Source organism: Sphingobium sp. (assembly GCF_033795625.1).
Classification (GTDB): Bacteria; Pseudomonadota; Alphaproteobacteria; order Sphingomonadales; family Sphingomonadaceae; genus Sphingobium.
Map to the genome: position 1 here is coordinate 61,271 of NZ_JARYGI010000009.1, position 25,393 is coordinate 86,663.

Below are 25,393 nucleotides of genomic sequence, written 5' to 3' on the forward strand. Positions count from 1 at the left end.
TGGCCGCGGCCTGGGTGAGCCGGGTCAAAAGAGGCCGAGGGCCGTCTCGTCGTAGCTGACCAGCAGATTCTTGGTCTGCTGATAGTGGTCGAGCATCATCTTGTGGTTTTCACGCCCGAACCCGGAGGCCTTATATCCTCCGAACGCCGCGTGCGCGGGATAGGCATGATAGCAGTTGGTCCACACCCGACCGGCCTCGATCGCGCGGCCCAGCCGATAGGCATGATTGCCGTTACGGGTCCACACACCGGCGCCCAATCCGTAGATGGTGTCGTTGGCGATCGAGATCGCGTCCTCGATCGTCTTGAACGGGGTCACCGACAGGACCGGCCCGAAAATCTCCTCCTGGAAGATCCGCATCTTGTTGTTGCCGACAAACACGGTGGGCTCGACGAAGAAGCCGTCGTCGAGCTCGCCTCCCGGACGGGCGCGCTGCCCCCCCGTCAGGCACTCGGCGCCTTCCTGCTTGCCGATGTCGATATAGCCCAGGATCTTGTGGAGCTGGTCCTCCGACGCCTGCGCGCCCATCTGCGTGAGCGGATCGAGCGGGTCGCCGACCCGGATCGCCGCGACGCGCGCGACCGCCCTTTCGACAAACCGGTCGAAGATCGATTCGTGGACCAGCGCGCGCGAGGGGCAGGTGCAGACCTCACCCTTGTTGAACGCGAACAGGGCGAAGCCTTCCAGCGCCTTGTCGAGGAAATTGTCGTCCTCGTTCATGACGTCCGCCAGGAAGATGTTCGGGGACTTTCCGCCCAGCTCCATCGTCTGCGGGATCAGGTGCTCGGCGGCATAGCCCATGATCTGCCGGCCGGTCGTCGTTTCGCCGGTGAAGGACACTTTCGCAATCCGCGGATTGGCCGCGATCGCGCGTCCGACCGACCCACCCGGTCCGGTCACGATATTGACCACCCCCGGCGGCAGGATATCGGCGGTCAGCTCGGCGAACAGCAGCAGCGAAAGCGGCGTCTGCGAGGCGGGCTTGATGACCGTGCAGTTGCCGGCCGCGAGCGCCGGGGCAATCTTCCAGGCCGCCATCAGCAGCGGGAAATTCCACGGAATGATCTGTCCGACGACGCCCAGCGGCTCGCGGAAATGATAGGCGATCGTCTTCTCGTCGATTGTCGAGATCGACCCTTCCTCCGCGCGGACGCAGCCGGCGAAATAGCGGAAGTGATCGATGGCCAGCGGCACATCGGCGGCGCGGGTCTCCCGGATCGGCTTCCCGTTGTCCATGGTCTCGGCCAGCGCGAGCAGCTCGAGATTGTCCTCGAGCCGGTCAGCCACGCGATTGAGGATCCTTGCGCGCTCGGCGGGGCACATGCGCGCCCAGCCCTCCTTCGCCCGGTGGGCAGCATCCAGCGCTGCCTCCACATCCTCTGGCGAAGACTTCGCGATCTCGGCGAGCTGCCGGCCGTTGATCGGACTATGGTCCGTAAAATATTCGCCGCGTATCGGCTCCACCCATCGTCCACCGATGAAGTTGCCATAACGCGACGGTGCGTGACCCTTCGCCCGGACGGTGTCGATCGCTTGCTGGAACATGAAACATCTCCGCTATACATGGCCCGGCGCCCAGGTGTGCGGCACCGCGGACTCAATATTCTCCCTCGCAGGAGGGCTGCGTTGCGGATGTGCGAGATGACGACTTTGCGAAGTATTGGGATTGTTACGTAGCGGCTGATAGAGCAATCCGGGGCCGGTTGGATGCGGTGTCGATCGGCAACAAGAAGCCGTGCGTCGCGACCGAACGCCGACACGGGCGTCAACGTCAGTAATAATCTGCGAGCGTCAGCAGCCGCACGATACCGGATCCGTCGACGAGCCTGAAGTGGGTGCCGGCAGGAAGGAAGCGCCAGCGCCAAAGCTGCCCACGCGTGTAGCTTGCATTGATTGGCCGCCCGTCGATACGGACGATCCGATCGCCGACCGACCAGCCGCTCTTCTCGGCCGGACTATGGACCGCGACATGGGCGACGGTCAGGGCGGAAGGCGAAACCGCCAGGCCGAAGCCTGAACGGTCTTTCAGCATCGGGAGCCTGTGTTTTGGCGGCGCCGGACGCAGCCACAGGCTTTCCGCAGTGATATCCATGATCACATCGAATTGCGCGATGAGCGGCAATCCGATGCTCCCCACCGCGCTGTCGGATTGCCAATGATCCAGCCCCGCCACCGGCACCCCGGCAATGTGCACTTCGCCGATAACAATGTCGTCCAGAACAAAGGCGGTCACAATCTGGACCCCATCAAGGCTTCCCAGCGCCGCGGTCGACCGGGCCTTGCCGGCGAGGAGGTCCTGCGCAGCGACAAAGGGGGTAGAGAGCATGAGCGCATTTGCGCTCCCGAGATCGAAAATGAGTTGCACGGGGCTCCCGCCCCCGATCGACGCTGTGACCAGCAGTTCGCTGCGAGTCCCGTGCGTCAGAGGAAGGCGACGCCAGCCGCTCCCGCCGGCAAAACTCCCCGTCGGGGCGAAGCCGATCCGGTCCTGCGTGAAGTCGAGGGCGACACAGCGCCCCGCCAAGATGTCCTCCCCCAGGACCAGATCGATCGGGCGCCCGAATGCGGACGATATCGCCGCAAGGTCGCTCACGATGGCGAACGGCAAGCGCCTGCGATCGTCGGCGACGGTGAGGGCAACGTCGCTGATCTCGGTGACCTCGACGCGGCCACCGGTGCCGCGAATGATCCGTTTCCCGGATGGGGCGATATCCAGACTCTCCACCAGGCGCGTATTGATGATCGAAGCGGCGCTTCCGCTGTCTAGAATGGCGCGGACGGGACTGCCGGCCACCTCTGCCGAGACCATCAGCGTATCGCCCATCGCGATCTCCGCTGACGTCCAGGCAAAGGAACCCCACCCATCGCCTGCGCGGGCGAGAGACGTCAGAGGGAAGCCAGCCGACGAGGCGCCCAGGAGCGACGCGGCGGACAGGCCGCGGGCGAGAAGCGTCCGGCGATGCATCCTGTGATAAGCGTCCGCGTCGTTTTCCAATCTGCCCTGCCTGCTTCTGGAAAACCGCCCCGTTCGATCGACGCCGCACAGGCGGTCTCATTGCCCGGCATGATCGTTCGCATGCTGCGCCGGCGGCAGGCATCCGTAACAAAACGTATATTTCCCGAACGGCTCGAACGGCACTTCTGCTGGCATCTTCAAACGGATCGAAATCTTGCGGTCCCCACGTCCAATTCTTCGAGGAGCCAAGTCATGCAGAATATTTTCCGTAGCAAAGCTGGCCTGATCGTCCCCGCCATCGCTGCGCTTGTCGCGCTCTCGGCGACGCAGGCTTGGGCGGATGAGGCCCCGCCGGTGCCGGCAAAAGTCGTCAAGCACCAGAACCACGAGGCGCATCAGGCCCATCAGGCAGGGATGAAGCATGGCGCGAGACAGATGCATGACGAGATGATGCACGACCATCAGATGGGCGTGAACGCGTCGGGCGGCATGCAGATGGGATGTGGCGGGGCGGCCGGGTGCAAGGACAAGATGCCGATGGCGCCCAAAGCGAAGCCGGACCAGGCGCCGCCCGCCGCCAGCATGCCCGCCACGCCGATGAGCGACGACATGTAGGAAGCGCGGAAGTGAAGGGCCGACAGCGTTGGCGAGACAGATGCGAGGGTCCGGCAGATACGGATGTCTCCACCGGACGCTGATCCTGCGCGCCTTTCACTTCCTCGGCCGGGTTTCATGCGCCCCTGACCCCGCCTGCCCGGTCGGCCGTCTCTGCGACCATGCCCCCGCGGGGCAATCGGCTCCGCGGCGTCTCTTCAGGTCTGGTTCCGAAAGTTCAAATTGATGCGGACTCTACTTCCCCCGCTTGCCGATACGACCACCGGTCGCCGAGGCTTCGTGCAAGGTCTTTTGCTCGCGACAGCCCTTGCCACGCTGGGTTGGCCCGCGCACGCGCTCGCGGCACCGGCGGTGAAGACGCCGGACGTGCTGAGCGGCACCGAGATCGATCTCGACATCAGCCGGGTCACGGTCAACTATTCCGGAAAAGCGAGCGTCGCCACGGCCGTCAACGGGAGCGTGCCGGGCCCGCTGATCAGGCTGCGCGAAGGCGACGCTGTAACGATCAGGGTCAAGAACAGTCTGGATGAAATGACCAGCATCCATTGGCATGGCCTGATCCTGCCGACGGACATGGATGGCGTGCCAGGGATCAGCTTTGGCGGAATAGCGCCGGGCGAAACCTTTACCTACCGCTTTGTCGTGAAGCAGAGCGGCACCTTCTGGTACCATGCTCATACATTGGCGGAGCAGACGGGCCTTTATGGCCCGATGATCATCGAATCGAAGAGCGAGACGCCCCTCGCCGCCGACCGCGACTATACGGTCATGCTCAGCGACTGGACGGACGAGGCTCCGCTTCAGGTCTATCTGAACCTGAAGAAGATGAGCAGCTATTATAATTTCGCGCAGCCGACCGCCGGCGATTTTGCGCGCGATGCCGGCAAGCTCGGGCTGGGCGGTGCTTTGTCGAAGCGCGCGATGTGGAACAAGGCGCGCATGAATCCGACCGATCTGAGCGACGTGTCCGCCGCCACCTACACCTATCTCCTGAACGGCGCGCCCTCCGCCAGGCACTGGACGGGCATCGCGAGCAAGGGCGAAAGGGTTCGCCTGCGCTTTATCGGCGCCGGAACCGCCACCTATTTCGACGTTCGGATTCCCGGCCTGATGCTCACGGTCGTCGCCGCCGACGGACAACCCGTCGAGCCGGTCGACGTGGATGAATTCCGGATCGGACCCGGTGAAACCTACGACGTCATCGCGACCATCGCGGACGACAAGGCCTATGCGATCTTCGCCCAGTCCATGGATCGCACCGGCTTTGTCCACGGCGTGCTCGCGCCGCGTGACGGCATGAGCGCGGACATTCCCCCGGTCGATCCGCGCTCCTGGCTCGATCCGATCGACATGATGGGTGGGATGGCCGGGATGGCGGGGATGGGACCGGCCGGTCACGACCATGGCATGGTCGAGACGACACCCAAAGCCCGCCATGCGCGTACCGAATATGGTGCCAATACCGACATGCGCGTCGACTTTCCGCGTACCAATCTCGATGATCCCGGCGTCGGGCTGCGGCGCAATGGGCGCCGGACCCTGACCTATGCGGATCTGAAGACAGCAGGGCCGGCGGCAGACCCCCGCGAACCGCAGCGCGAGATCGAACTCCATCTGACCGGCAACATGGAACGCTTCGTGTGGGCATTCGACGGCGTGAAGCTCAACGATTCGAAGCCCCTGCATTTCACCCCGAACGAACGGCTCAGGATCATCCTCGTCAACGATACGATGATGACCCACCCGATGCACCTGCACGGGATGTGGAGCGATCTTGAATCGCCCGACGGACAGTTCCAGGTCCGCAAGCACACCATTTCGGTGCAACCGGCCCAGCGCGTGGCCTTTCGCGTGACGGCCGACGCGATGGGCCGGTGGGCCTTTCACTGCCACCTTCTCTACCACATGGCGGCGGGCATGTTCCGCGAGGTGGTCGTGGCATGACAAGCTCGCGCTCAACTTGGTTGCTGGCTCTCACCGGGCTCGCGATGACCACCATCACCGAACCCGCGCTCAGCCAGCAGGTGAAACCCGCGGGCAACGCCGAGGCCGCCAGCTCCAATGATCAGGCCATGCCGCCGGATATGCAGATGGGCGACCAGCAAAAAGATGGCAGCAGCGCGCCCCCGATGAACATGCCCGGCATGGACATGAGTGGCGGAAAGCCCGGCGCCGATGCGCGCGACCCGGACGCTTATTCCGACGGCTACAGGAATTCGACGCTGCCCGGCTATGAGATGGCCGACAAAATTTCGGTGGCCAAGGTGCTCGTGGATGAGCTCGAGTTCCTCACGAACAAGCAAGGCCAAGGCATCAGCTGGTCGGGTCAGATTACCAATGGCCCGGACAACGACAAACTCTTGCTGCGGAGCCAGGGCCTGAAACAATCCGGTGAGCGGCTTGATCCGGAATCCTCGGTCGAGGCGTTCTGGTGGCACGGACAGCGCCCGTTTTGGGGAACGATCCTTGGCGTGCGTCAGGACATCGGCCCGGGAGCCCATCGCTGGATCGCCGGGGGGATCGAGGGCCTGGCCCCCTATTGGTTCGATGTCCAGCTGACCGGCTACGTTGGAGACGATGGCCGTCTCGCGGCACGTCTGAAGGCATCCTATGACGTGCTGCTCACCAACCGCCTCATCCTCGTACCGCAGCTGGAATCGAACGCCTACAGCAAGGCGGCTCCCGAGCGCGGGCTCGGCGGAGGCCTGAGCAACCTCGAGCTCGGCTTGCGGATGCGCTACGAGATTCACCGAAAAGTCGCTCCCTATGTCGGCTTTGTATGGGAGCGCTCCTTTGGTGAGACGGCGGATTTTCGTCGCCTTGCTGGCGAAAATCCCACCGAACACCGGTTTGTGGCTGGCTTACGGATCTGGTGGTGAGACGCGCGCTGAACCGCAGCGGCTAAACTTTTTGGAAAGGACCAAATCATGCTTGATCGTCGCGCCGTCATCGGTTCGGGACTCACCTTCGCGGCGCTTACCGGGGCTGTCGCCGCGGCAGGCCCGGCCATCGCGGCGCCAAGGAAGCGTGGTGACGGCATGATGACGCTCGACGAGTGCGTCGACAGCTGTATCGCATCGCACCGCATGTGCCTGGAAACCGCGCGATACTGCACCGAGCAAGGCGCACCGGCTCATATCGAGGCGACGCACATCGCTTTGCTTCTGGACTGCGCGGAGCTCTGCCAGACAACCGCCAATTCCATGCTGCGCCGATCGCCGCAGCATGCCCTGTTGTGCGACGCCTGTGCCCGGATGTGCGAAGCCTGCGCGCGCGATTGCGCGAAGATCTCCGGCGACGCCCGCATGCAGGCCTGCGCCCAGACCTGCAGGGATTGCGCGGCGAGCTGCAAGGAAATGGCCAGTATGGGAATGTGATCTGGCCGGTCACCGCTTGCCTCCGGATCCGCACCCGACGTTCATTCCGCAAGCCACGCGACCGGCCAATCAGCCGCGGGCACGATCGTGCCAGATTTCCGCTGCGGACCGCATGTTTGCCGGCCCCAGGCCACCCGTCTGAGCCAGCAACAACTTCCCGGCGCTTTGCGTTCTGGCGCAACAGCATCTGGCATATCCGTCCCGCACTCATAGGGCGCCGCATCCGAGCCGGCATAAGCACGAGAAGCATTCGTATATTTCCGTAGAGACCCGGCGCGACCCAATTGCGACTTTCAATGCATGGAGGCGGTCATGAACGAGTGCGATATTCCTTACTTGCTACGGCGCGTGCGCGCCCACCGGTCACAGGCAGCGGCGGCGAATTGCCCCGAGGCGCGCTTGATCCACCGACGCTTCGTCGAGAATTATCAGCATTTGCTGGTGGGAATACGGCGGGACCAACTTCGTGAGCGAGGCGACCGGGGAAGCCAGCCTTGTGCTGAACGCGCCTGCCTTTGCGAAGGGCAAGACCCGGAAATGGCCCAGAGCCGTCGCGCAACATCCGCAGCCGCCGCAGCGGGTGAACGTGGAGAAAATGAGGCGGTCCCAGCCATTCGGTACAAGCCGGCCAGCGTACTGGTCCATCACGACCTGACCGCCCTTGGCCGACAGAGCGTTCCTGAAGCCCCTCAGCTTTTCAACGCGAACGTAACTGTCGCGACGGCCAGTGCTGCGACGGCGGCACACCAACGCATCAACCCTGCCGACCGCCAGGCTCAAGCGATGGCGATGGACGCCACAGCCTGAATGGCGCCATTGAGGTTGCCGCTGGATATGCTCTGATGGACTGGACCAACGCCACGCCGCTCGCTGCCTTGACGGGCGGAATATTGATCGGATTGGCGTGCGCGATCATGTTGCTCGGCCTCGGCCGGATAGCGGGCGTGAGCGGCCTCGCCGCGCGTGCCTTCGCCCTCTCACAGACTGGCCCGCCCTGGAGCATCGCTGCGGCTTTCATTGTCGGCCTGCCGTTCGGAGCGGGGATCGTGAACCTGATCTCAGGTCCGGTAATTGCCCGTTTTCCATCCTCGCCGGCGGTGGTCCTGATCGGCGGGCTGCTGGTCGGCTTCGGTACCCGGATGGGCAGCGGCTGTACCAGCGGCCACGGCGTGTGTGGCCTCTCCCGCCTGTCAGCGCGATCGATCGTAGCAACTTTGAGCTTCGTGAGCTTTGGCTTCGCGACCGTCGCGGTGATGCGCGTGCTAGGCGTTTCGTGGTGAGGGTCCGCATCCCTATCGCACTCATTGCCGGGCTCCTGTTTGGCGCAGGACTCGCCTGTTCCGGCATGTCAGATCCGACCCGCGTGCGTGCCTTCCTCGATCTGTTCGGAGGCCGCTGGGACCCTACGCTTGCTTTCGTGATGGGAGGCGCCATCGCCCCGATGGCCTTGGCCTGGGTGATCCGGCGGCGGATGGAGACGCCACTTGCCGACAGCCGCTTCTCGCTGCCGGATGCCCGCGAGATCACCGCGCGCCTGATCGGCGGTAGTGCAATCTTCGGGATCGGCTGGGGAATTGCCGGCCTCTGCCCCGGTCCGGCGATTGCGGACCTTGCCATCCGCCCGACGCTTGCCGCGCCCTTCGTGATCGCGATGCTGGCAGGGTTCGCGGTGCACCGCTTCATCGATCGCCCGAAGATCTGAATCGGAGCCGGCCCTTTGATGTACTTTGACGACGGAGCGAACGAGAGGCGCCTCAATCTTTCAACCGTAACGTCATCGCCGTGACCGCCAACGCGGCGGCAGCGGCAAGCCACAGCATCAAATGCTCCGACGCGCTTGCCCATCCAGTGACGATCGACGCCGCAGCCTGACTGGCGCTCACCGCCGCGTACTGGAGCGCAAGGCCCGAACCCTGCGTGCCCGGAGACGCTTTCGACGTCAGATAATTGGTGAGCAGCTTCAGCGTCGCGGTGCTCCAGCCGGCGAGCAGAAATACAGGCACGAGCACCCACAAGGTCCGGGCGAAGACGGCAATGATCAATGCGGCGGCCAGCCCGGCGAGCATTGGCCGCAACAGCCAGGCCGCGCCGACCGTGACTCTGCGCCCTGTGAACGGGACGAGCTGCGCCACCAGCATCGCTGCACCGCACAGAGCGAACAGCATCGAGACGTTCTCGCGGAACAGATCCCGCGCGCCCGATCCAAGCGACAACGTCAGATGCAGAACGGTGAGGCACCCGGACGCAATGGCCGAGATCAGGAGCAGCGGGACAAGCGCCTCACGCGCTTTCGGGCGTGGAACGCTGCCGACCGGACCAGTGGCACTTTCCCGTGAAACCAGAAGAAGACCGGGCATGGCGATCGCGCTCAATGCAGCTGGCGCCAGGAATGGCGACGTTGCTCCGAGCGCCACCGAAATTTCTCCAAGGAGCGGGCCGGTCAGGTCGCCCGCGAAGACCAGGGCGTTCAGCCAGGTGAACTGACGCGCTCGCCGAACCAGATCTGGTGAACGATCGGCGACCATCGCAAATGCCGTCGGCACGACGGCCGCCGCAAACACGCCATTGAGCAACCGCAAAACATAGAGTCGCTCGAATCCGACCGCGGAATACAACGCCATTGTCAGGCTGAAACCCAACAGCCCCACGACCAGGATCGGCCACCGTTTCCACCGGTCGGAAATCCAGCCCCATAACGGCGCCGAGAGACACCCTGCGATCTGGGAAACCGTGACCAGGGCGACGACAAGGCGCCCTCTCGCGAGGGCACTCGCGTCCGGAGACATTTGACCCACCATTTCTGGCAGGAATGGCAGGACGACGCTATTACCCAGGGCAACCGCCGTGGCCGCGAAGAGAAGAACGACGAAGCCAAGTTCGCCCCGATCGCGCGCCGCTTCGATGACCGTGGCGGGCAAGCTCGCCTCCATATGCTACGACCCGGCCATGAATACCCGGATCGCGCTGGCCCCGCCCTTGCAGTCACCAGGGCCGGGCGCGCCCGCGAAGAAGATCGCACGCGGAATCGCGCGCATATCCACCATCAGAAGGCGGCGGAGAAAATGCCTTGTGGGACGAGCGCCGGTCCCGGGAAGGTGCGAGGATGTCGCAGAGGTTCCGATCACGGCGCGATATTCCATTTCCCTAGCAGTGATCGCTGCCAACTTTCCGCCCGGCGGAGATTACTTCGCCGATGGTCTGTACCAGCACACCATCGCGCAGAGGTTTCTCGAGCACAGCGGCAAAGCCCGCTTCCTGCGCGCTTTCGGCGAGCTTATCGGCGTAATGCGCCGTGATCAGGATCGCCGGCCCACACCAGCCCGCCGACCGAAGCTTCCTCAGGATCGAAATGCCGTCGATGTCCGGCATAAGATAATCGACCACGAGGCAATCGCCCGATTGCGTTTGCGGATCGAGCAGCAAGGCAGTGCCACTCGCATAGGACAGGACGCCAAAGCCGCGGGACCGCAACAAGAGATGAAGGGACCTGCGTACCGAGACATCGTCGTCAGACAACAGGATCAGGGCCGCTTTCTCGCTCGTTTGGTGATCGATAACGCCCATGACCGACGATGCTGCCTCTTCGCTGATCCACCCTCGGATCCTGGGCATGCATCGCAAATGAACAGGAGGCCGTCGCTACGTAGTGATCCCAAGCTCACGATTCCGGCGCATCGCCCAATCCGGCCGAAAACGCGATCCTCAGCGCGTCCGACAGGCTATGCACTTCGAGCTTGGTCATGAGGTTCGCCCGATGAACTTCCACCGTTCGAGTCGATATGTCGAGATCATAGGCGATGGTCTTGTTGGGAAAGCCGTTGGCGAGGCCGATGAGAACCTCTCGTTCGCGAGGCGTGAGCACGGCGACCCGCACCCTCGCCTCCGCCTCTCGAAGCGACCGCGCGTCGGACTTATCGAGCCTCGAGAAAGCCACGCCGATCGAGGCCAGGAGCGCGGTCTTCTCGAACGGCTTCTCCAGGAAATCGACCGCCCCTGCCTTCATGACGCGAACCGCGATCCCGACATCGCCATGCCCGGTCAAAACGATCACCGGCATGGTGACACCACGCTCTGCAAGCACCTCCTGGACCTCGAGCCCGTCCATGCCGGGCATGCGAACGTCAAGCAGAATGCATCCCGGCTCAGCGGTCTTGACGGCTTTCAGAAACGCAATGCCGGAGGCATAGGTCTGGACGGCGAATCCCGATGTCTTCAGCATGAAGCCGGCCGACTTGCGGATGGATTCTTCGTCATCGACCAAATGGACAATACGTTTAGGCGTCATGCTCATCCTCCGGGCGGGCCTGCATCAAGGTGAAATGAAAAGCAGCGCCTCCGTTCGGCGCGCCGTCGGTCCAGATCCGGCCGCCATGGGCTTCGATGATCGTTCGACAGATCGAAAGGCCAAGGCCCATGCCGTCGGTCTTGCTGCTCACAAAGGCTTCGAAAAGTTGGGGCGCGACCTGCTCGGATATGCCTGGGCCCGTGTCCGCCACGGACACCTGAACCATTGCCTTCGGCCGCCGCCGCGTCGTGATCGTGAGGTCGCGAATGGCGACCTGCGCCATCGCCTCGACCGCATTGCGGATCAGATTCACGAGGACCTGCTGAACCTGTATGCGATCGGCGAGCACCGGCGAGGCCGCCGGATCAAAATCGAAAAAACTGCGAACGCCTCGTTCACGGGCGCCGACAAGGCCGAGAGCAGCGGCTTCCTCAATCAGCCGCGGCAAATCCTCGATCCGCTTCTCGGTCTCCCCTCGCGCCACGAAATCACGAAGTCTTCGGACGATATGCCCCGCGCGGTGGGACTCCTTAGCTGCCTCGTCGAGCGCGTCGCGCACGATCGCGACGGTCTCGGCATCGGGATCGACAAGCAGGTCGCGCGTCGTTTCCAGATAATTGGCGATCGCGGTAAGCGGCTGGTTCAACTCATGGGCCAGCGTCGACGCCATCGTGCCCATCGCGCTGAGGCGCGAGACGTGAATCAATTCGGCTTGCAGCTCCTTGAGCTGCAGTTCGTTGCGGTCGCTTTCTGTCAGGTCGTGAATGAAGCCCGTGAAGACGCGGTGGCCACGGTGACCGGCCTCTCCGATCGAGAGTTCCATCGGAAAGGTGGTACCGTCCCGCCGTTGGCCAACGACGATCCTGCCAATACCGATGATCCGCCGTTCGCTCGTCGACAGATATCGGCCGATATAGGAATCATGCCGTTCACGGTCCGGGGACGGCATGAGGCTGCTCACATTGGCGCCGAGCACCTCTGCTTCCGAATATCCGAACAAGCGCTCGGCCGCGGCGCTGAAGGACGTTATCAGCCCGCGCTCATCGATGATGACCATGGCATCGGGAACTGTATCCAGGATCGACTGGAGATGCTGCTCGCGGGCAACGATCGCTTCCTTGGTCGCGGCTTCATCGGTCGTGTCGCGCAGGATCTTGCCATAGCCGCTCAGCTGGCCGGCCTCATCGTGGAGCGCCGTCGTCGTCAGATGGGCGAGGAACTCCGACCCGTTTTTCCGAACGCGCCAAGACTCTTGCTCGACCCGGCCAAGCTGCTCCACCTGCGCGAGGTGCCTATCCGCAACGCCCGCCGCGATATCTTCCGCGCAATACAGGAACGAATGGTGTTTCCCGATCGCATCGGAGCTGGCCCATCCCGTAATTTCTTCACAGCCGGCGGTCCAAACTGTCACGAGGCCCTTAGGGTCAAGCGCATAGACGGCGTAATTTGGCGCGCTCTTCACTACCTGAATGATCGTGCCCGAATCGGGATCGAGGCCATTCGCCTTTTGGCTCTCAATCATGCCCCCATCCATCTCCCCGTCATCCACAGTCAAACAAGGTTAGAATGGATTTGCGGACAGGCGCCGACAGCCGTCGGAGGCAGGGTTTCTGCCATCGTTCCCACCATGCACCCGGCGAGCGAAAATCGGCGTTGGCTTTCGAAACGAGACATCAAGCGTGGCTCCCCATAACTCTATACGCAGGAGCAGCGGTTACCCCTCACGCTCCGTTTCCCCGGTCACGGCGTCCGAGCTATCGGGCTGCGCCAAGATCATCATTGTGGACCTTGGACCATAGTCCTGGGTCAAGCGATATTGACGAGCCTAAAACGGCAGCGCCTGGAGAGTTCATGCTGTCACGAAGATGTCGCTGGACGAGAGTGGCACGGCCAGGCGTTGCCGTCCGAGCGACAGGGGCCACCGGCGTTGGCCGCGTCCGTGAGATGCACCCGCTCCTGGCAGGCTTTGGGCGACGCACCCGGATTGAATCAACCGACCGTGAATTGCCCCATCATGCCTTCATCCTCATGTTCCAGGATATGGCAGTGATACATAAAAGGTGCTTTGGTGGCCGGCTGGTCGAACCCGACCAACAATTCTACCGCCTCCTTCACGACGATCGTATCGCGAGGCCCCTGATCGAGAAGGTCCGGGTCGTCGCCATCGCGGCGTAGCACGTCGAAATGCACGCCGTGGATATGGAAGGGATGCGCCATCTTCTTCCCGGAGACTTTCCATATCTCGACGTCCCCGAGACCGACTTCCTCGTCGATGCGATCAATGTCGAACGGCCTGTCGTTGATCGCGTATGCGCCGTCATCGCTGTCCATCATACCGCCCATCGACATATTGAGCACGAAGCGCCGGCGCCTTACGGCCGCTTCAGGATCTGGTACGGTGCGTGCCGCCAGGAGCAGTGGTACAGCGGCTGCGGCCCGCCCGCCCAAGCCCGGGCGCGGTGAGAAGGTCAGCACCGTCTCCGTCGTTGAAGCGTCGTCTTCATCGTCGTGATGGTCGCCCATCATTCCCATACCTCCCATCATCCCCATCATCGACGCGCTCGCATCTTGAGCGGTGACCAGAGCGACCGGCTTGCCATCGGCGAAGCTTACCAATATCTCGGCACGCTGGCCGGGTGCCAGGGTGAGGGCCTGCAGTTCGACGGACCTCGCCAGGAGACCGCCCTCGGTGCCGATCCAATGAAACGTCCGGTCATCGCTGAACGAAAGCTCATAGATGCGGGCGTTCGAACCGTTCACGAGCCGCAACCGCACCAGGCGGTCCGGAACATCGGCCCGAGGCGTGGGTGCGCCATTGACCAGAATCGTGTTGCCACGGCGGCCCTGCGAAGCAACCATCATGCCGGTCGGCATGACCAGCCGGCCATCCTCGAATTGCCGGTCCTGAATCAGGACGGGCAGATCATCAACGCCATAGTCCGACGGCAGTCCAAGGCCCTGCTCTTCCTCATCCGTCACAACCAGCATGCCCGCGAGCCCCGAATAGACTTGCTCACCCGTCAACCCATGCGCATGCGAGTGATAGAAGAGGGTCGCCGCCGGCTGGCGGATCGGCAGCGTAGGACGCCAGGTCGCACCGGGAGCGATCAGCTGGTGCGGGCTACCGTCCAGTTCGCCCGGCACGAGCAGCCCGTGCCAGTGAACCGTTGTGTCAGCCGACAGGCTGTTGCCGACGGTCATCGTCACATCGTCGCCGCGGTGAACCCGCAGCGTCGGGCCGAGATAGCTACCATTGTACCCGAGCGTGGCGCTTCGCCGGCCAGGGAAGAACGTGGTCTCGCCTTCCTGTGCTCTCAGGTTGATCAGCTGGCCGTGTTGGCGCGCGTCGACCAGGCGCGGGATCGGAAGCGTCCCGGCACGCTCGGGCGAACCGAATTTTCGCGTACACGCCGCCGCCAGGAGCAGACCCCCGCTCGCCAGCAACGTCCGCCGGTTCAGTAACATCATGACCGCCTCCTGGTTGGCGCGGAGCGCCTGCTTTGCTAAATGCGAATTCAGCGAGCCACCAGCTGATCGAGGATCGGGCATCCCGACCGGTCGTCACCACCGCATCGATCCGCGAGATCGAGCAGCGGCACGCGCGTCGTCTGGAGCTTGCGAGCCTGACAGCTGTTCGGCGCGCGTGATGGGCAAGCGACATGACCTCGGCCTGGAGCGCTCGAAATCGCTCCAAAGGGAGAGGGAGACGAGATCCGCGATCTCCACGATAGGAAAACCGAGATCGCGAGCGATCGCGCGATAAAATGGCAACTGGTGGGCGGGAAACGAACAGTCGCGATAACCCGTTATCGCTGCGAAGCCTGGTTCGCATCAGGGCGATCTTCTCATAGTGCCGGATCACCCGCGGTGATACACTGCTCCGCCGGTGCGTGACCGAAGGATCAACACGCGGCCTCACCGCCGCCCCCTTCCATGGCGATTGATAAGAGCGACCGTATGATCGGCGATCACGCGCTCCTCATCAGTGGGAACGATCCGCACGATCACTCTGCTATCTGGCGCGCTGATGACAGGCGCATTCGATGCATTTGCGTCGAGATCAAGAATGACGCCAGTCCAAGCTAAGCGCTCGCAAATCGCAGCCCTAATCTCTGAATCATTCTCGCCAATGCCGGCGGTGAAGACGAGACCGTCGAGACCGCCGAGCGCGGGAATGAGAGCGGCGGCCTGACGGCCAGCTTGCTGGACGAAAAGGGCGACCGCCTCCTTCGCTTCCGGCGCGTCGCTTGCATGCAACGTACGCATATCGCCTGAAATCCCGGACACACCGAGTAAGCCCGACTGCTCATAGAGCAACGTCTCCACCGCCTGTGCGGCCATACCGACCTGAGTCTGAAGATGAAGCACCACGCCGGGGTCGATCGCGCCCGAGCGCGTGCCCATCATCAATCCGTCAAGCGCCGTGAAGCCCATCGTCGTATCGACGCTCGCCCCGGCACGCATTGCGCACATGCTCGCACCGTTGCCTAGGTGCGCGGCGATGACGCGGCCTGCGGCCAGAGCAGGGTCGATCTCGCGAAGGCGGCCCGCAATGTATTCATAGGACAAACCGTGAAAGCCATACCGGCGCACGCCCTGGCCGTGAAAAGCGCGCGGAATCGGCAGGCGCGTCGCCAACGGCGGCATGCCATGGTGAAACGCGGTATCGAAGCAGGCGATCTGCGGCAGCAAAGGCGCCAGCAGGCGCAAGGCCCGGACCGCGGCGAGGTTATGCGGCTGATGGAGCGGCGCCAATGGGATCAAGGCATCGAGCGCATCCAGCAAAGTATCATCGATGATCTGCGGCGCGGCGAAGCGCACGCCGCCATGGACGATACGATGGCCGATCGCGGCGACCTTGCGGTCTCCCAATTGGGTTGCCGCCCAGGCAAAGAGGTCCTCGAGCAGATTCTCGTGCGAGAGTGCGTCCCCGCCCGGCCACGTCTTTTCCACGATGGTCTCGCTGCCCGCGTCGCGCGCGACGAGCCGGGGGCTAGTGCCGATACCCTCGATCTTGCCGCCCGCATCGAAGTCGAGCTGTCCGCCCGACAAGCGATAGAGCGCGAACTTGATGCTCGACGAGCCGGCATTGAGACTGACGATCGCCTTCATGCCGGCTTCGCTATCGGGCCGGGCGTGGCTCTGGGGGCGGCCCGCCAGCAACAGCGCGATTGCGCATGACGCTACGCTGGTGCGGAGCGAATCCGCCCGGCTGGTGAGAATGATGGGTACCCGCGCGCCCAGCACCACGCCGGCCGCGTCCGCGCCGCCGAGAAAGGTCAGCTGCTTGGCAAGCATATTGCCGGCTTCCAGATTGGGAACGACGAGGACTTCGGCGCGCCCTGCAACGGGGGAGACGATGCCCTTGTCCTTTGCCGCCTTCTCGCTGATCGCGTTGTCGAAGGCGAGCGGACCGTCAAGGACGCCGCCGACGATCTGTCCGCGATCGGCCATCTTGCACAAGGCGGCCGCATCGAGCGTCGAGCGGATCGCCGGATTGACCGTCTCCACGGCAGACAAGATCGCGACCTTCGGACAGGCGATGCCGATGACATGCGCGAGGTCGATCGCATTGCGGATGATATCGGCCTTGTCTTCCAGGCTCGGATCGATGTTGATCGCCGCGTCGGTGATGATGAGCGGCGCCGGATGCCCGGGGACGTCCAGCAGATAGGCATGACTGATGCGGCGCTCGGTTCGCAGGCCCGTCGCAGCCGGAACGACAGCACCCATAAGTTCGTCGGTGTGCAGCGATCCCTTCATCAGCAGCAGTGCTTCGCCCGAGCGGACCAGTTCGACCGCACGCGCCGCGGCGGCATGGCTGTGGGGCACGTCGATCAGGCGGAGGGCACCGATATCCTTGCCGGCGTCCTTGGCAGCCACACGGATGCGAGCCTCGGGGCCGATCAGGATCGGCACGATCAGGCCGGCTTCGGCAGCGGCTGCCGCAGCCAGGATCGCGGCGGTGGTGCAGGGATGTGCGATCGCCGTGGGAACGGGCTCGACGCTTCTCGTCATCTCGATCAGCCGGCGGAAGCCGTCATGATCCGAGAGCTGGATATCGGGCAGCGCCATGCGCGGGCGCCTTACTTTCTCGGTTGGCGCTTTGACCTCAGCCTCGCCGTTGATCACCTCCTCGCCGGCCTGGTTGATGCAGCAACAGTCGAAGACGACGATATGATGCTTGGCGCGCTTCTCGCGTACCGTGACCGACGCGACAATCGTATCCCCCAACCCTACGGGTCGCTTGAACCGAAGGCTCTGGCTCAGATAGATCGCGCCCGGCCCAGGGAGCTGCGTGCCGAGCACGGCCGAGATCAGACCACCACCCCATAGGCCGTGCGCGATCACCCGCCCGAACATGTCGCCGGCGGCATATTCGGCATCGAGATGGGCCGGATTGACGTCGCCCGAAACCAGGGCGAACAGCTGAATGTCCTGCTCGCCCAAGGTCCGCGTGACGCTCGCCGTCTCACCCACGACGATCTCGTCGAAGGTCCGGTTCTCGATCATTTTGAGGCTGCCCATTGCTCAGCGCTCCAGCACATAATGGCCGGGTGCATCGCAGAGCGCTACGAGGCCCCTGTCCGGATTACCCATCGGCGGCGGGGCCTGCGGCGCGCCGGAATGATCGCCGAGCCAGGCCACCCAGTCCGTCCACCATCCCTCGCGCGCCTCGGCCTGGTCCAGCCAATCGTCCGGATCGAGCGCGGGGCGGTCGAGGACGCGGGTCGCGACATGATAGCTGCGGTGGCGATGCCCGGGCTCGGACACGATGCCGGCATTGTGGCCGCCGCTGGTCAGGACGAAGCGGATCTCGGCGCTGCTCAGCCAGTGCAGCTTGTGGACCGACCGCCACGGCGCGACAAGATCGCGCTCGGTCCCCACCACGAAGATCGGCTGACGCAGCGACGAGAGCGTGATCGTGCGCCCTTCGACCTTGAACCGGCCTTCGGCCAGATCGTCGTCGAGAAAGAGCGTGCGCAGATATTCGCTGTGCATGGCGTAGGGCATGCGGGTGCCGTCCGCATTCCATGCCATCAGGTCGGTCATGGGTTCGCGCTCGCCCATCAGGTAGGTGCCGAGGATGTGCGACCAGATCAGGTCGTTGGACCGCAATATCTGGAAGGCGCCGCCCATCTGGCTACTGTCGAGATAGCCACGGCTCCACATCATATTGTCGAGCAGGTTGAGCTGCGCCTCGTCGATGAACAGGCCGAGCTCGCCCGGCTCGCTGAACTCGGTCTGCACCGCGAACAGGCTGAGCGATGCGAAGCGTTCGTCGCCGTCGCGAGCCATGGCCGCCGCCGTGATCGCCAGCAGCGTCCCGCCCAGGCAATAGCCGACGCCGTGGACCTTGTCCGAGCCCGTGATCGCTATGACCGCGTCGAGCGCCGCCATCGGCCCGAGGCGAAGATAGGCGTCGATATCGAGGTCGCGGTCCGCGCTCTGGGGATTGTGCCAGGACAGGACGAACACGGTATAGCCCTCGGCCACCAGCCAGCGGATTAGCGAGTTCTCCGGCGACAGGTCGAGAATGTAATATTTCATGATCCAGGCGGGAACGATGAGGATCGGCTCGGGGCGGACAATCCCGGTCGTCGGCGCATATTGGATGAGCTCGACCAGCGCGTTGCGGAACACCACCTTGCCGGGCGTGATCGCCACCGTCTCCCCGGCGCGGAACGCCTCAGTCCCTACGGGCGGCTCGCCTCGGGCGCGCCGCTCCGCATCCTCCATCCAATGCTTCGCACCCTCGACCAGGCACTCACCACCGGACTCGATGATCTTGCGCTGGAGCACGGGATTGGTCGCGAGGAAGTTGGTGGGCGCGATGACGTCGAGCATCTGCCGTGCCGCGAACGCCACCATCTCTTCATGATGCCTGGACACGCCGCTGATGCCGGTGGTCGCCGCATGCCACCATTGCTGGGTGAGAAGGAAGGATTGCGAGATCAGGTCGAAAGGGAACTGCCGCCAGGCCGGATCGATAAAGCGCCGGTCCTGCGGTAGCGGCTCGATCGCCGGCGCGGCATCGACCTGCCCCACACGTCGCACGGCATAATCGGCAATCCGCTGGACCTTTCGCCCTGCCTTGCCGGCAAGCTGCAGCCGCTTGCCCGGCGATATGGTGAGATGAGCACACCAGTCCAGCCACGCCTGCATCATTGTCACCGGCGACAGGCCAGAGGTCATCTGCGCGATTGCCGCGGCCGAGGCATGGTCGAGCGTCCGAGCGATGCCGTCGAGTGGGTCGCACTTGGCACAGTCTGCGGACGTATCGATCATGCAGCGTTTCTCCGGGGGACGTCGCGGCATGCCCGGCATGGCTCGAAACAACATTACGTGATGTCCCCAGATGCTTGTCCGTTAACGAGCGCACGCGCATAATGCCTGCCATGTCTCTCGAGGCGGGGCTCTCCCAAACCGCCCGTCTCGGTGGACCCCTCAGGCTCCAGAGGGCCACCGCCAGTCGCGAACGGCAGGCATATCGATCCCGTGTGCCGCGATGTACCGCTTGTGCTCGACCAGCTGATCATCGATCGTCTGCTTGGCGTAGGCGGCCGCGCTATCGGGCAGCTCCACATGGTCGATAACCTTCCCCATGAGATGGAAGCGGTCGAGATGGTTGCGGACCACCATGTCGAACGGCGTCGTCGTCGAGCCCTCCTCTTCGAACCCGTGGACGTGGATATTCTGGTGGTTGGTACGCTTGTAGGTGAGCCGATGAATTAGTGCCGGATAGCCATGATAGGCGAAGATGACCGGCTTATCCGTCGTGAAGAGCGCGTCGAACGCGCTGTCGCTGAGCCCATGAGGGTGCTGGCTGTTGGGCTGCAACGTCATCAGATCGACGACGTTGACGACGCGGACCTTGAGCTCGGGGAGTTGCACACGCAACAGGCTGACCGCGGCCAGTGTCTCCAGCGTTGGAACGTCGCCAGCACACGCCATGACGACATCCGGCTCTCCGCTGCGATCGTTGCTGGCCCAATCCCAGATACCGATGCCGCGCGTGCAGTGCTTGATCGCCGCATTCATGTCGAGCCACTGGGGCGAAGGTTGCTTGCCGGCGACGATGACATTGATTCGGTCCCAGCTGCGCAGGCAATGGTCGGTGACAAAAAGCAGGGTATTGGCGTCGGGCGGGAAATAGACCCGCACGATGTCAGCCTTCTTGTTGACGACATGATCGACAAATCCGGGATCCTGATGGCTGAAGCCATTATGATCCTGGCGCCAGACGTGAGAGGTCAGCAGATAATTGAGCGAAGCGATCGGGCGACGCCAGGGCACCTCCTTCGCCGTCTTCAGCCATTTGGCGTGCTGGTTGACCATCGAATCGACGATGTGGATGAACGCCTCATAGCAGGAAAACAGGCCGTGGCGGCCCGTCAGCAGATAGCCTTCCAGCCATCCCTGGCAGCAATGTTCGCTCAGCACCTCCATCACGCGTCCGCTGGGATCGAGATGGACATCGTCCGCGATCGTCTCCGCGTCCCAGCTCCGGTCGGTGGCTTCGAAGATCGTCTGCAACCGGTTGGATGCCGTCTCGTCCGGGCCGAAAACGCGGAAGTTGCGGGCCTGGGCGTTCTCCCGCACCACGTCGCGCAGGAACGTACCCATCACCTGGGTCGCCTCGCCGTCGCTCTCGCCGGGATGAACAACCGGGACCGCGTAGGATGCGAAGTCGGGTAACCGCAGAGGGCGCATCAGAGCCCCGCCATTGGCATGCGGATTGGCACTCATCCGCCGGTCGCCGCGCGGAGCCAGAGCCGCAATTTCGGGCCGAAGCCGCCCGCCATCATCGAACAGTTCTTCCGGATGGTAGCTGCGCATCCATTCCTCGAGCAGCCCAAGATGCTCGGGCTTGTCCATCGTGAACGGGACCTGGTGCGCCCGCCAGAAGCCTTCGCTCTTCTGCCCGTCGACGATCTTGGGTCCGGTCCAGCCCTTTAGGCTGCGCAGGACGATCATCGGCCAGAGCGGACGCGTCGTGACCCCACCGTCGCGCGCGGCCTTCTGGATCGCGTGTATCCGATCGACCGCGTCGTCTAGCGCGGCCGCTATCGCCCGGTGCATCGCGTCCGGCTCCTCGCCGTCGACGAAGATCGGCAGGTAGCCATAACCGCGAAACAGCGCGTCGAGCTCGGTGTGCGAAATGCGCGCAAGGACAGTCGGACTTGCGATCTTGTAACCGTTGAGATGCAGGATTGGCAGAACGGCCCCGTCGGTCGCGGGATTAAGGAACTTGTTGCTGTGCCACGAGGTCGCCAGCGGTCCGGTCTCCGCTTCGCCGTCGCCGACGACGCAAGCAACGATCAGATCGGGATTGTCGAAGGCGGCGCCAAACGCATGCAGAAGAGAATAACCCAGTTCACCACCTTCATGGATTGAACCGGGCGTATCGGGTGACGCATGACTGGGAATGCCGCCAGGGAAGGAGAATTGCCGGAAAAGCTGGCGCAGGCCATCTTCGTCGGGACCGATGGCAGGATAGACTTCGCTATAGGTGCCCTCGAGCCATGTGTTGGCGACGACACCTGGTGCGCCATGACCAGGCCCGGCGATGAAGAGCGCATTGAGGCCGCGCGCCTTGATGACACGATTGAGGTGCACATAGAGGAAGTTAAGCCCGGGGGTCGTACCCCAGTGTCCAAGCAGCCGCGGCTTGACGTGATCCATCTTGAGCGGTTCGCGGAGCAGCGGATTATCGAGCAGATAAATCTGTCCAACCGAGAGGTAATTGGCGGCGCGCCACCAAGCGTGGATCAGGCCGATCTCATCGCTGGAGAGTGGCTGGCCTGTCGCCTCGGGCTGCGGGTCCATGGTCATTCTTCCTGAAACTGAAAAGGCATGGTTTCCCGGCCGCCGAGCCGGAGCTGGTGTTTGCCGGAGCGCTGATGCGCCACCGCGCAGCGCTCAAACTGCTTGCGCACCCATGAATGGCGCAGACTGCTCACAACATGCGTATTGATACGGATGGCAGTGCCGCACACTTATACCAGGCAATCACGTCGCTTCCGGCATCAGCTCGGCCCCCTACTCCGATACCGCCCTGGTTCGGCCGCGTGCGCGTGCCCCGGCCGCCAGCTCAACCACCTCGGCGGTGATTTCCTCCTGACGCGTCAGCCGTTCCTCGCGTTCAAGTGCCTGGAGTCTGGCGTCGATATTGGTTTTCGCGGCCGCCATCGTCGCCATGCGAGCCTCGTTTTCAGCGGCGAAGGCCTCGGTGGCCGCTTCGCACAGCTGGGCGAAGACATATTCCTGGGCCAAGCGCTCGACGAGGTCGCTTGCCGGCAGATTGATCAGGGGTATCGACCCAACTGGCTCCGGCGGAAACATATCGGGATCGAGCGGCAAAAGGCTGCGGCGGACGACCGACGCACCATGCCCTGCCGTCCAGACCGGATAGATCATTGCGACCGGGACCGCGCCGGCCACGGCCACATAATCGTAGAGGGCGCCAAGCAGTTCGGTTGCCATATTGGCAAGCGCAGCGGCGCGACTGGGAAGGCTGGTGGCCCAAGCGACGGGCAGTGACCGCTCGGCAGCAAGCGCGGCGGCACGGTCGCCGACGAGGAAGAAGTGCGCCGCTTGGGAATCGCTCGCAGCGGCGTTCAAGACCTGCTCTGGAAAGGCGCCCGCGAACCCCTGCTCTGCGCCGAAGACGATAAGACCTGTCTTGCCCTTTGCGCTGTTCAGCGGCGGTGCCGCAGGTCCTGTCTGTAGCTGCCGCGCCTTCCCAATCGCATGACCCGCCGTCGCGGCATAGGCGCGGATCGCGGGCAACAACGCGCGGCCCTGCTGGGCACGGGCGCCGGCGATGCCGCGCATCGCATTGACCACCGCACCGAGTTGCCGCACAGTGGCGATCCGTCGCCCGACAGTGGCCAGACGATCGCTCATGTCGCGGCGCCAGCGCTGGAACTGGCGATCATCCGTTGCACGGCCGCCAACAATGCGGCCCGCAACGTCGCATCCATTGTCCCCTTATCCTCGACCTGCCCTGTGAGCTCGGCGGCGTTGGCATCGAGCCATGACGGCAGCGTCGCGCGGATCGCAGTGATGTCGGGGATCGCCAGGGCATCCAGGAGGCCCTCCGTGAGCGCGATTGCCAGCGCCACCTGATCGACGACCCGCAGAGGCTGGAAGCGCGGCTGGGAGAGTAATGCGCGCAGCCGCCTGCCACGCTCGATCTGGGCCTTCACGCGCGGCTCTGGCTGCTCGCCGAAGCGGGTGAACATCTCGAGTTCGAGGAACTGGGCATAGTCGAGCCGCATCGTGCCGCTCGCGTCCCGCAGCGCCCGGGCCTGCGTCTTGCCGCCCACGCGGCTGACGCTGGTGCCGACATCGACCGCGGGTTTGTGGCCTTCGGCGAACAACCGGGTGTCGAGCACGATCTGCCCGTCGGTGATCGAGATCAGGTTGGTCGGGATATAGGCGCTGACATTGCCGGCATCGGTCTCCGCGATCGGCAGCGCCGTGAGCGAACCGCCGCCCTTTTCGGGCGACATGCGGGCGGCGCGCTCCAGCAGCCGCGAATGGAGGTAGAAAACGTCGCCTGGATAGGCCTCGCGTCCCGGCGGCTGGCCGGTCAGCAGCGCGATCTCGCGGTGCGTGGCGGCATGCCTGGTGAGGTCGTCGAGCACAACGAGCGCATGGCCGCCCTGATCGCGGAAATATTCCGCCATGGTGAACGCGGCAAACGGCGCGATCCATTGCAACCCCGGTGCGGAAGCCGGGCTCGCGACCACGAAGATGCAGCGTTCCGGCGCGCCATGGCGGCGCACCTGATCGATCACGCGCGCGACACTGGAGGATTTCTGGCCGATCGCGACATAGATGCATATCATGTCGCTCGACCGCTGGTTGATGATCGCATCGACGGCGAGCGCGGTCTTGCCGGTCGCGCGGTCGCCCAGGATCAGCTCGCGCTGGCCGCGGCCGAGCGCGAACATCGCGTCGATGACCAATATCCCGGTCTGCACCGGCTGAACGACGAGGTCGCGATCGATGATCGACGGCGCGGGGCGCTCCACCGACTCGAACCGCTCGGCGACGATCGCCGCCCCGCCATCGAGTGGTCGGCCGAGTGGATCGACGATACGGCCGAGCAGTCCTCGCCCCACCGGCGTGCGCACCACTGCGCCGGTGCCCGAGACGATGTCCCCCGCCTCGATGCTGTCAGCATCCTCAAGCATCACGCAGCCGATGCGATCGCGGTCGAGCGTTTGTACGAAGCCCGCCTGACCTCCGGCAAACTGCAGCAATTCGTCGAGCCGTGCCTCCGCCAAACCCGAGACCAGCGCTACGCCATCGCCGATTGATTCGACGCGGCCGATCTGGCGGACCTGTGCGCCGATTTCCGCCGCGGCCACGCGCGTCGCGGCCCGGGCAAGCCATTCATCCGCGGAGCCCGGCATGATCGTCCTCCTTGAGTGCCGCCAGCTGCGTGTCGAGATCGGCTCGCCAGCTGTTACGGACGAGCATGTGCGGTCCATGGAGCTCGAACCCGGCAATCAGCGCGGGATCGACGGTGAAGTTCGGTGCTGCAAGCCCCGGCAGTGCCTCTTCGAGCTTTTGCACGCATCGCGCTTGGGTCTCCCCATCGAGCGCGGCCGGCGTCACGATGGCGAGAGGAGTGTCACCGGCCAGGGCTCGGCGTTCCTCGACCGGCAAGCGTTCGACCCGTTCGAGCAGGGCAGTGAACATCATATCGGTGGTGCCCGCGGCCGGTAGCCGGCGCAGCAACGCAGACGCCATCTGGCCCGCGAGCACGGCCGCGTTTTCCTCTAGCTGTGTCGCCATGCCCTTTTGCGCGTCCTCGACAGAAGCAAGCGCCTGCTTCGCTTTTGCATCGGTCTCGATCGTGGCCGCATCAAGGAGGCGGCTGCGTTCGGCCTCTATGCTGGCCAGCAAAGCTGACCGGCGTGCCTCTCCATCGGCGGCGAAGGCGTCGGTCTGCGCCTTAAGATCCGCTTCCAGCTTGAGCGCAGCTGCCTTTGCAGACTCCGCATCGGCGAGCAGCTGGTCCATAGCCGTCTGGCGCGCGGTGATAGCCCCCATCACCGGACGAAAAAGGAAGCGTGCGAGCAGCCAGACGAGGATGACGACGTTGATCGCCTGCAGCGCCAGCGTCCACCAGTCGATACGCAT

20 protein-coding genes and 1 pseudogene are annotated in these 25,393 nt (G+C 64.0%); 7 read left to right on the plus strand and 14 right to left on the minus strand.

The features are described 5' to 3' along the window. Positions 1-24 precede the first annotated feature (24 nt). Positions 25-1,545, minus strand: a complete 1,521-nt coding sequence (locus tag QHC67_RS06635; RefSeq protein WP_024018492.1) for an aldehyde dehydrogenase family protein — start codon at positions 1,543-1,545, stop codon at positions 25-27. A 226-nt stretch (positions 1,546-1,771) separates the two neighbouring features. Continuing rightward, a complete protein-coding gene (locus QHC67_RS06640; RefSeq protein WP_024018491.1) occupies positions 1,772-2,995 on the minus strand; it encodes a retropepsin-like aspartic protease in 1,224 nt (407 codons plus the stop codon). A 213-nt stretch (positions 2,996-3,208) separates the two neighbouring features. On the opposite strand from QHC67_RS06640, the gene QHC67_RS06645 reads away from it, so the two are divergent. The 7 genes from QHC67_RS06645 (at position 3,209) to QHC67_RS06675 (ending at position 8,650) form a co-directional block, all read left to right on the plus strand. Next, positions 3,209-3,571, plus strand: coding sequence for a hypothetical protein (locus tag QHC67_RS06645; RefSeq protein ID WP_024018490.1), 363 nt, complete (start codon positions 3,209-3,211; stop codon positions 3,569-3,571). Positions 3,572-3,796: 225 nt separating this feature from the next. Further along, positions 3,797-5,515 (plus strand): copper resistance system multicopper oxidase, encoded by a 1,719-nt coding sequence (locus QHC67_RS06650; protein ID WP_031308709.1) that lies wholly within the window; start codon positions 3,797-3,799, stop codon positions 5,513-5,515. A gap of 44 nt (positions 5,516-5,559) precedes the next feature. Then, on the plus strand, positions 5,560-6,450 hold the full coding sequence (locus QHC67_RS06655; protein WP_370569401.1) for a copper resistance protein B: 891 nt from the start codon (positions 5,560-5,562) through the stop codon (positions 6,448-6,450). A gap of 48 nt (positions 6,451-6,498) precedes the next feature. Next, on the plus strand, positions 6,499-6,948 hold the full coding sequence (locus tag QHC67_RS06660) for a four-helix bundle copper-binding protein (protein ID WP_024018487.1): 450 nt from the start codon (positions 6,499-6,501) through the stop codon (positions 6,946-6,948). Positions 6,949-7,260: 312 nt separating this feature from the next. Beyond that, positions 7,261-7,755 (plus strand): hypothetical protein, encoded by a 495-nt coding sequence (locus QHC67_RS06665; protein WP_130752805.1) that lies wholly within the window; start codon positions 7,261-7,263, stop codon positions 7,753-7,755. A gap of 35 nt (positions 7,756-7,790) precedes the next feature. Next, complete coding sequence (locus tag QHC67_RS06670; RefSeq protein ID WP_024018485.1) at positions 7,791-8,228, plus strand: YeeE/YedE family protein; 438 nt, start codon at positions 7,791-7,793, stop codon at positions 8,226-8,228. Continuing rightward, positions 8,225-8,650: a DUF6691 family protein gene (locus QHC67_RS06675; protein WP_031308708.1), complete on the plus strand. Its 426-nt coding sequence runs from the start codon at positions 8,225-8,227 to the stop codon at positions 8,648-8,650. Before QHC67_RS06670 ends, QHC67_RS06675 begins: the two co-directional genes overlap by 4 nt. 52 nt (positions 8,651-8,702) lie before the next feature. Here QHC67_RS06675 and QHC67_RS06680 read toward each other — a convergent pair whose 3' ends face one another. The 12 genes and pseudogenes from QHC67_RS06680 to QHC67_RS06735 form a co-directional block, all read right to left on the minus strand. Continuing rightward, positions 8,703-9,866, minus strand: a complete 1,164-nt coding sequence (locus QHC67_RS06680) for an MFS transporter (RefSeq protein ID WP_161633892.1) — start codon at positions 9,864-9,866, stop codon at positions 8,703-8,705. A gap of 226 nt (positions 9,867-10,092) precedes the next feature. Further along, the gene (locus tag QHC67_RS06685) at positions 10,093-10,560 is read right to left on the minus strand and encodes a response regulator (RefSeq protein ID WP_309298561.1); all 468 of its coding nucleotides are present in this window, start codon (positions 10,558-10,560) and stop codon (positions 10,093-10,095) included. A gap of 46 nt (positions 10,561-10,606) precedes the next feature. Beyond that, positions 10,607-11,233: a response regulator transcription factor gene (locus QHC67_RS06690; protein WP_031308706.1), complete on the minus strand. Its 627-nt coding sequence runs from the start codon at positions 11,231-11,233 to the stop codon at positions 10,607-10,609. Continuing rightward, entirely contained in the window at positions 11,223-12,755 is a 1,533-nt protein-coding gene (locus QHC67_RS06695; RefSeq protein ID WP_088181988.1) for a PAS domain S-box protein, read from the minus strand. The genes QHC67_RS06690 and QHC67_RS06695 overlap by 11 nt, the downstream gene beginning before the upstream one ends. Before the next feature lie 467 nt (positions 12,756-13,222). Then, a complete protein-coding gene (locus tag QHC67_RS06700; RefSeq protein ID WP_319292576.1) occupies positions 13,223-14,701 on the minus strand; it encodes a multicopper oxidase family protein in 1,479 nt (492 codons plus the stop codon). Positions 14,702-15,148: 447 nt separating this feature from the next. Continuing rightward, on the minus strand, positions 15,149-16,345 hold the full coding sequence (locus tag QHC67_RS06705; protein WP_031308703.1) for an acetate/propionate family kinase: 1,197 nt from the start codon (positions 16,343-16,345) through the stop codon (positions 15,149-15,151). Further along, positions 16,342-17,761: pseudogene (locus QHC67_RS06710) on the minus strand (bifunctional enoyl-CoA hydratase/phosphate acetyltransferase). The gene QHC67_RS06705 and the pseudogene QHC67_RS06710 overlap by 4 nt, the downstream one beginning before the upstream one ends. 3 nt (positions 17,762-17,764) lie before the next feature. Next, positions 17,765-19,522 (minus strand): PHA/PHB synthase family protein, encoded by a 1,758-nt coding sequence (locus tag QHC67_RS06715; protein ID WP_024018194.1) that lies wholly within the window; start codon positions 19,520-19,522, stop codon positions 17,765-17,767. 159 nt (positions 19,523-19,681) lie between these two features. After that, positions 19,682-22,063 carry a phosphoketolase gene (locus QHC67_RS06720; RefSeq protein ID WP_031308588.1) on the minus strand — a complete coding sequence of 794 codons (2,382 nt, stop codon included), beginning with the start codon at positions 22,061-22,063 and terminating at the stop codon, positions 19,682-19,684. Between the two features lie 213 nt (positions 22,064-22,276). After that, positions 22,277-23,143 (minus strand): F0F1 ATP synthase subunit gamma, encoded by an 867-nt coding sequence (locus QHC67_RS06725; protein ID WP_024018191.1) that lies wholly within the window; start codon positions 23,141-23,143, stop codon positions 22,277-22,279. Continuing rightward, on the minus strand, positions 23,140-24,660 hold the full coding sequence (locus QHC67_RS06730; RefSeq protein ID WP_024018190.1) for a F0F1 ATP synthase subunit alpha: 1,521 nt from the start codon (positions 24,658-24,660) through the stop codon (positions 23,140-23,142). Before QHC67_RS06730 ends, QHC67_RS06725 begins: the two co-directional genes overlap by 4 nt. Then, complete coding sequence (locus tag QHC67_RS06735) at positions 24,641-25,393, minus strand: ATP synthase F0 subunit B (RefSeq protein ID WP_024018189.1); 753 nt, start codon at positions 25,391-25,393, stop codon at positions 24,641-24,643. The genes QHC67_RS06730 and QHC67_RS06735 overlap by 20 nt, the downstream gene beginning before the upstream one ends.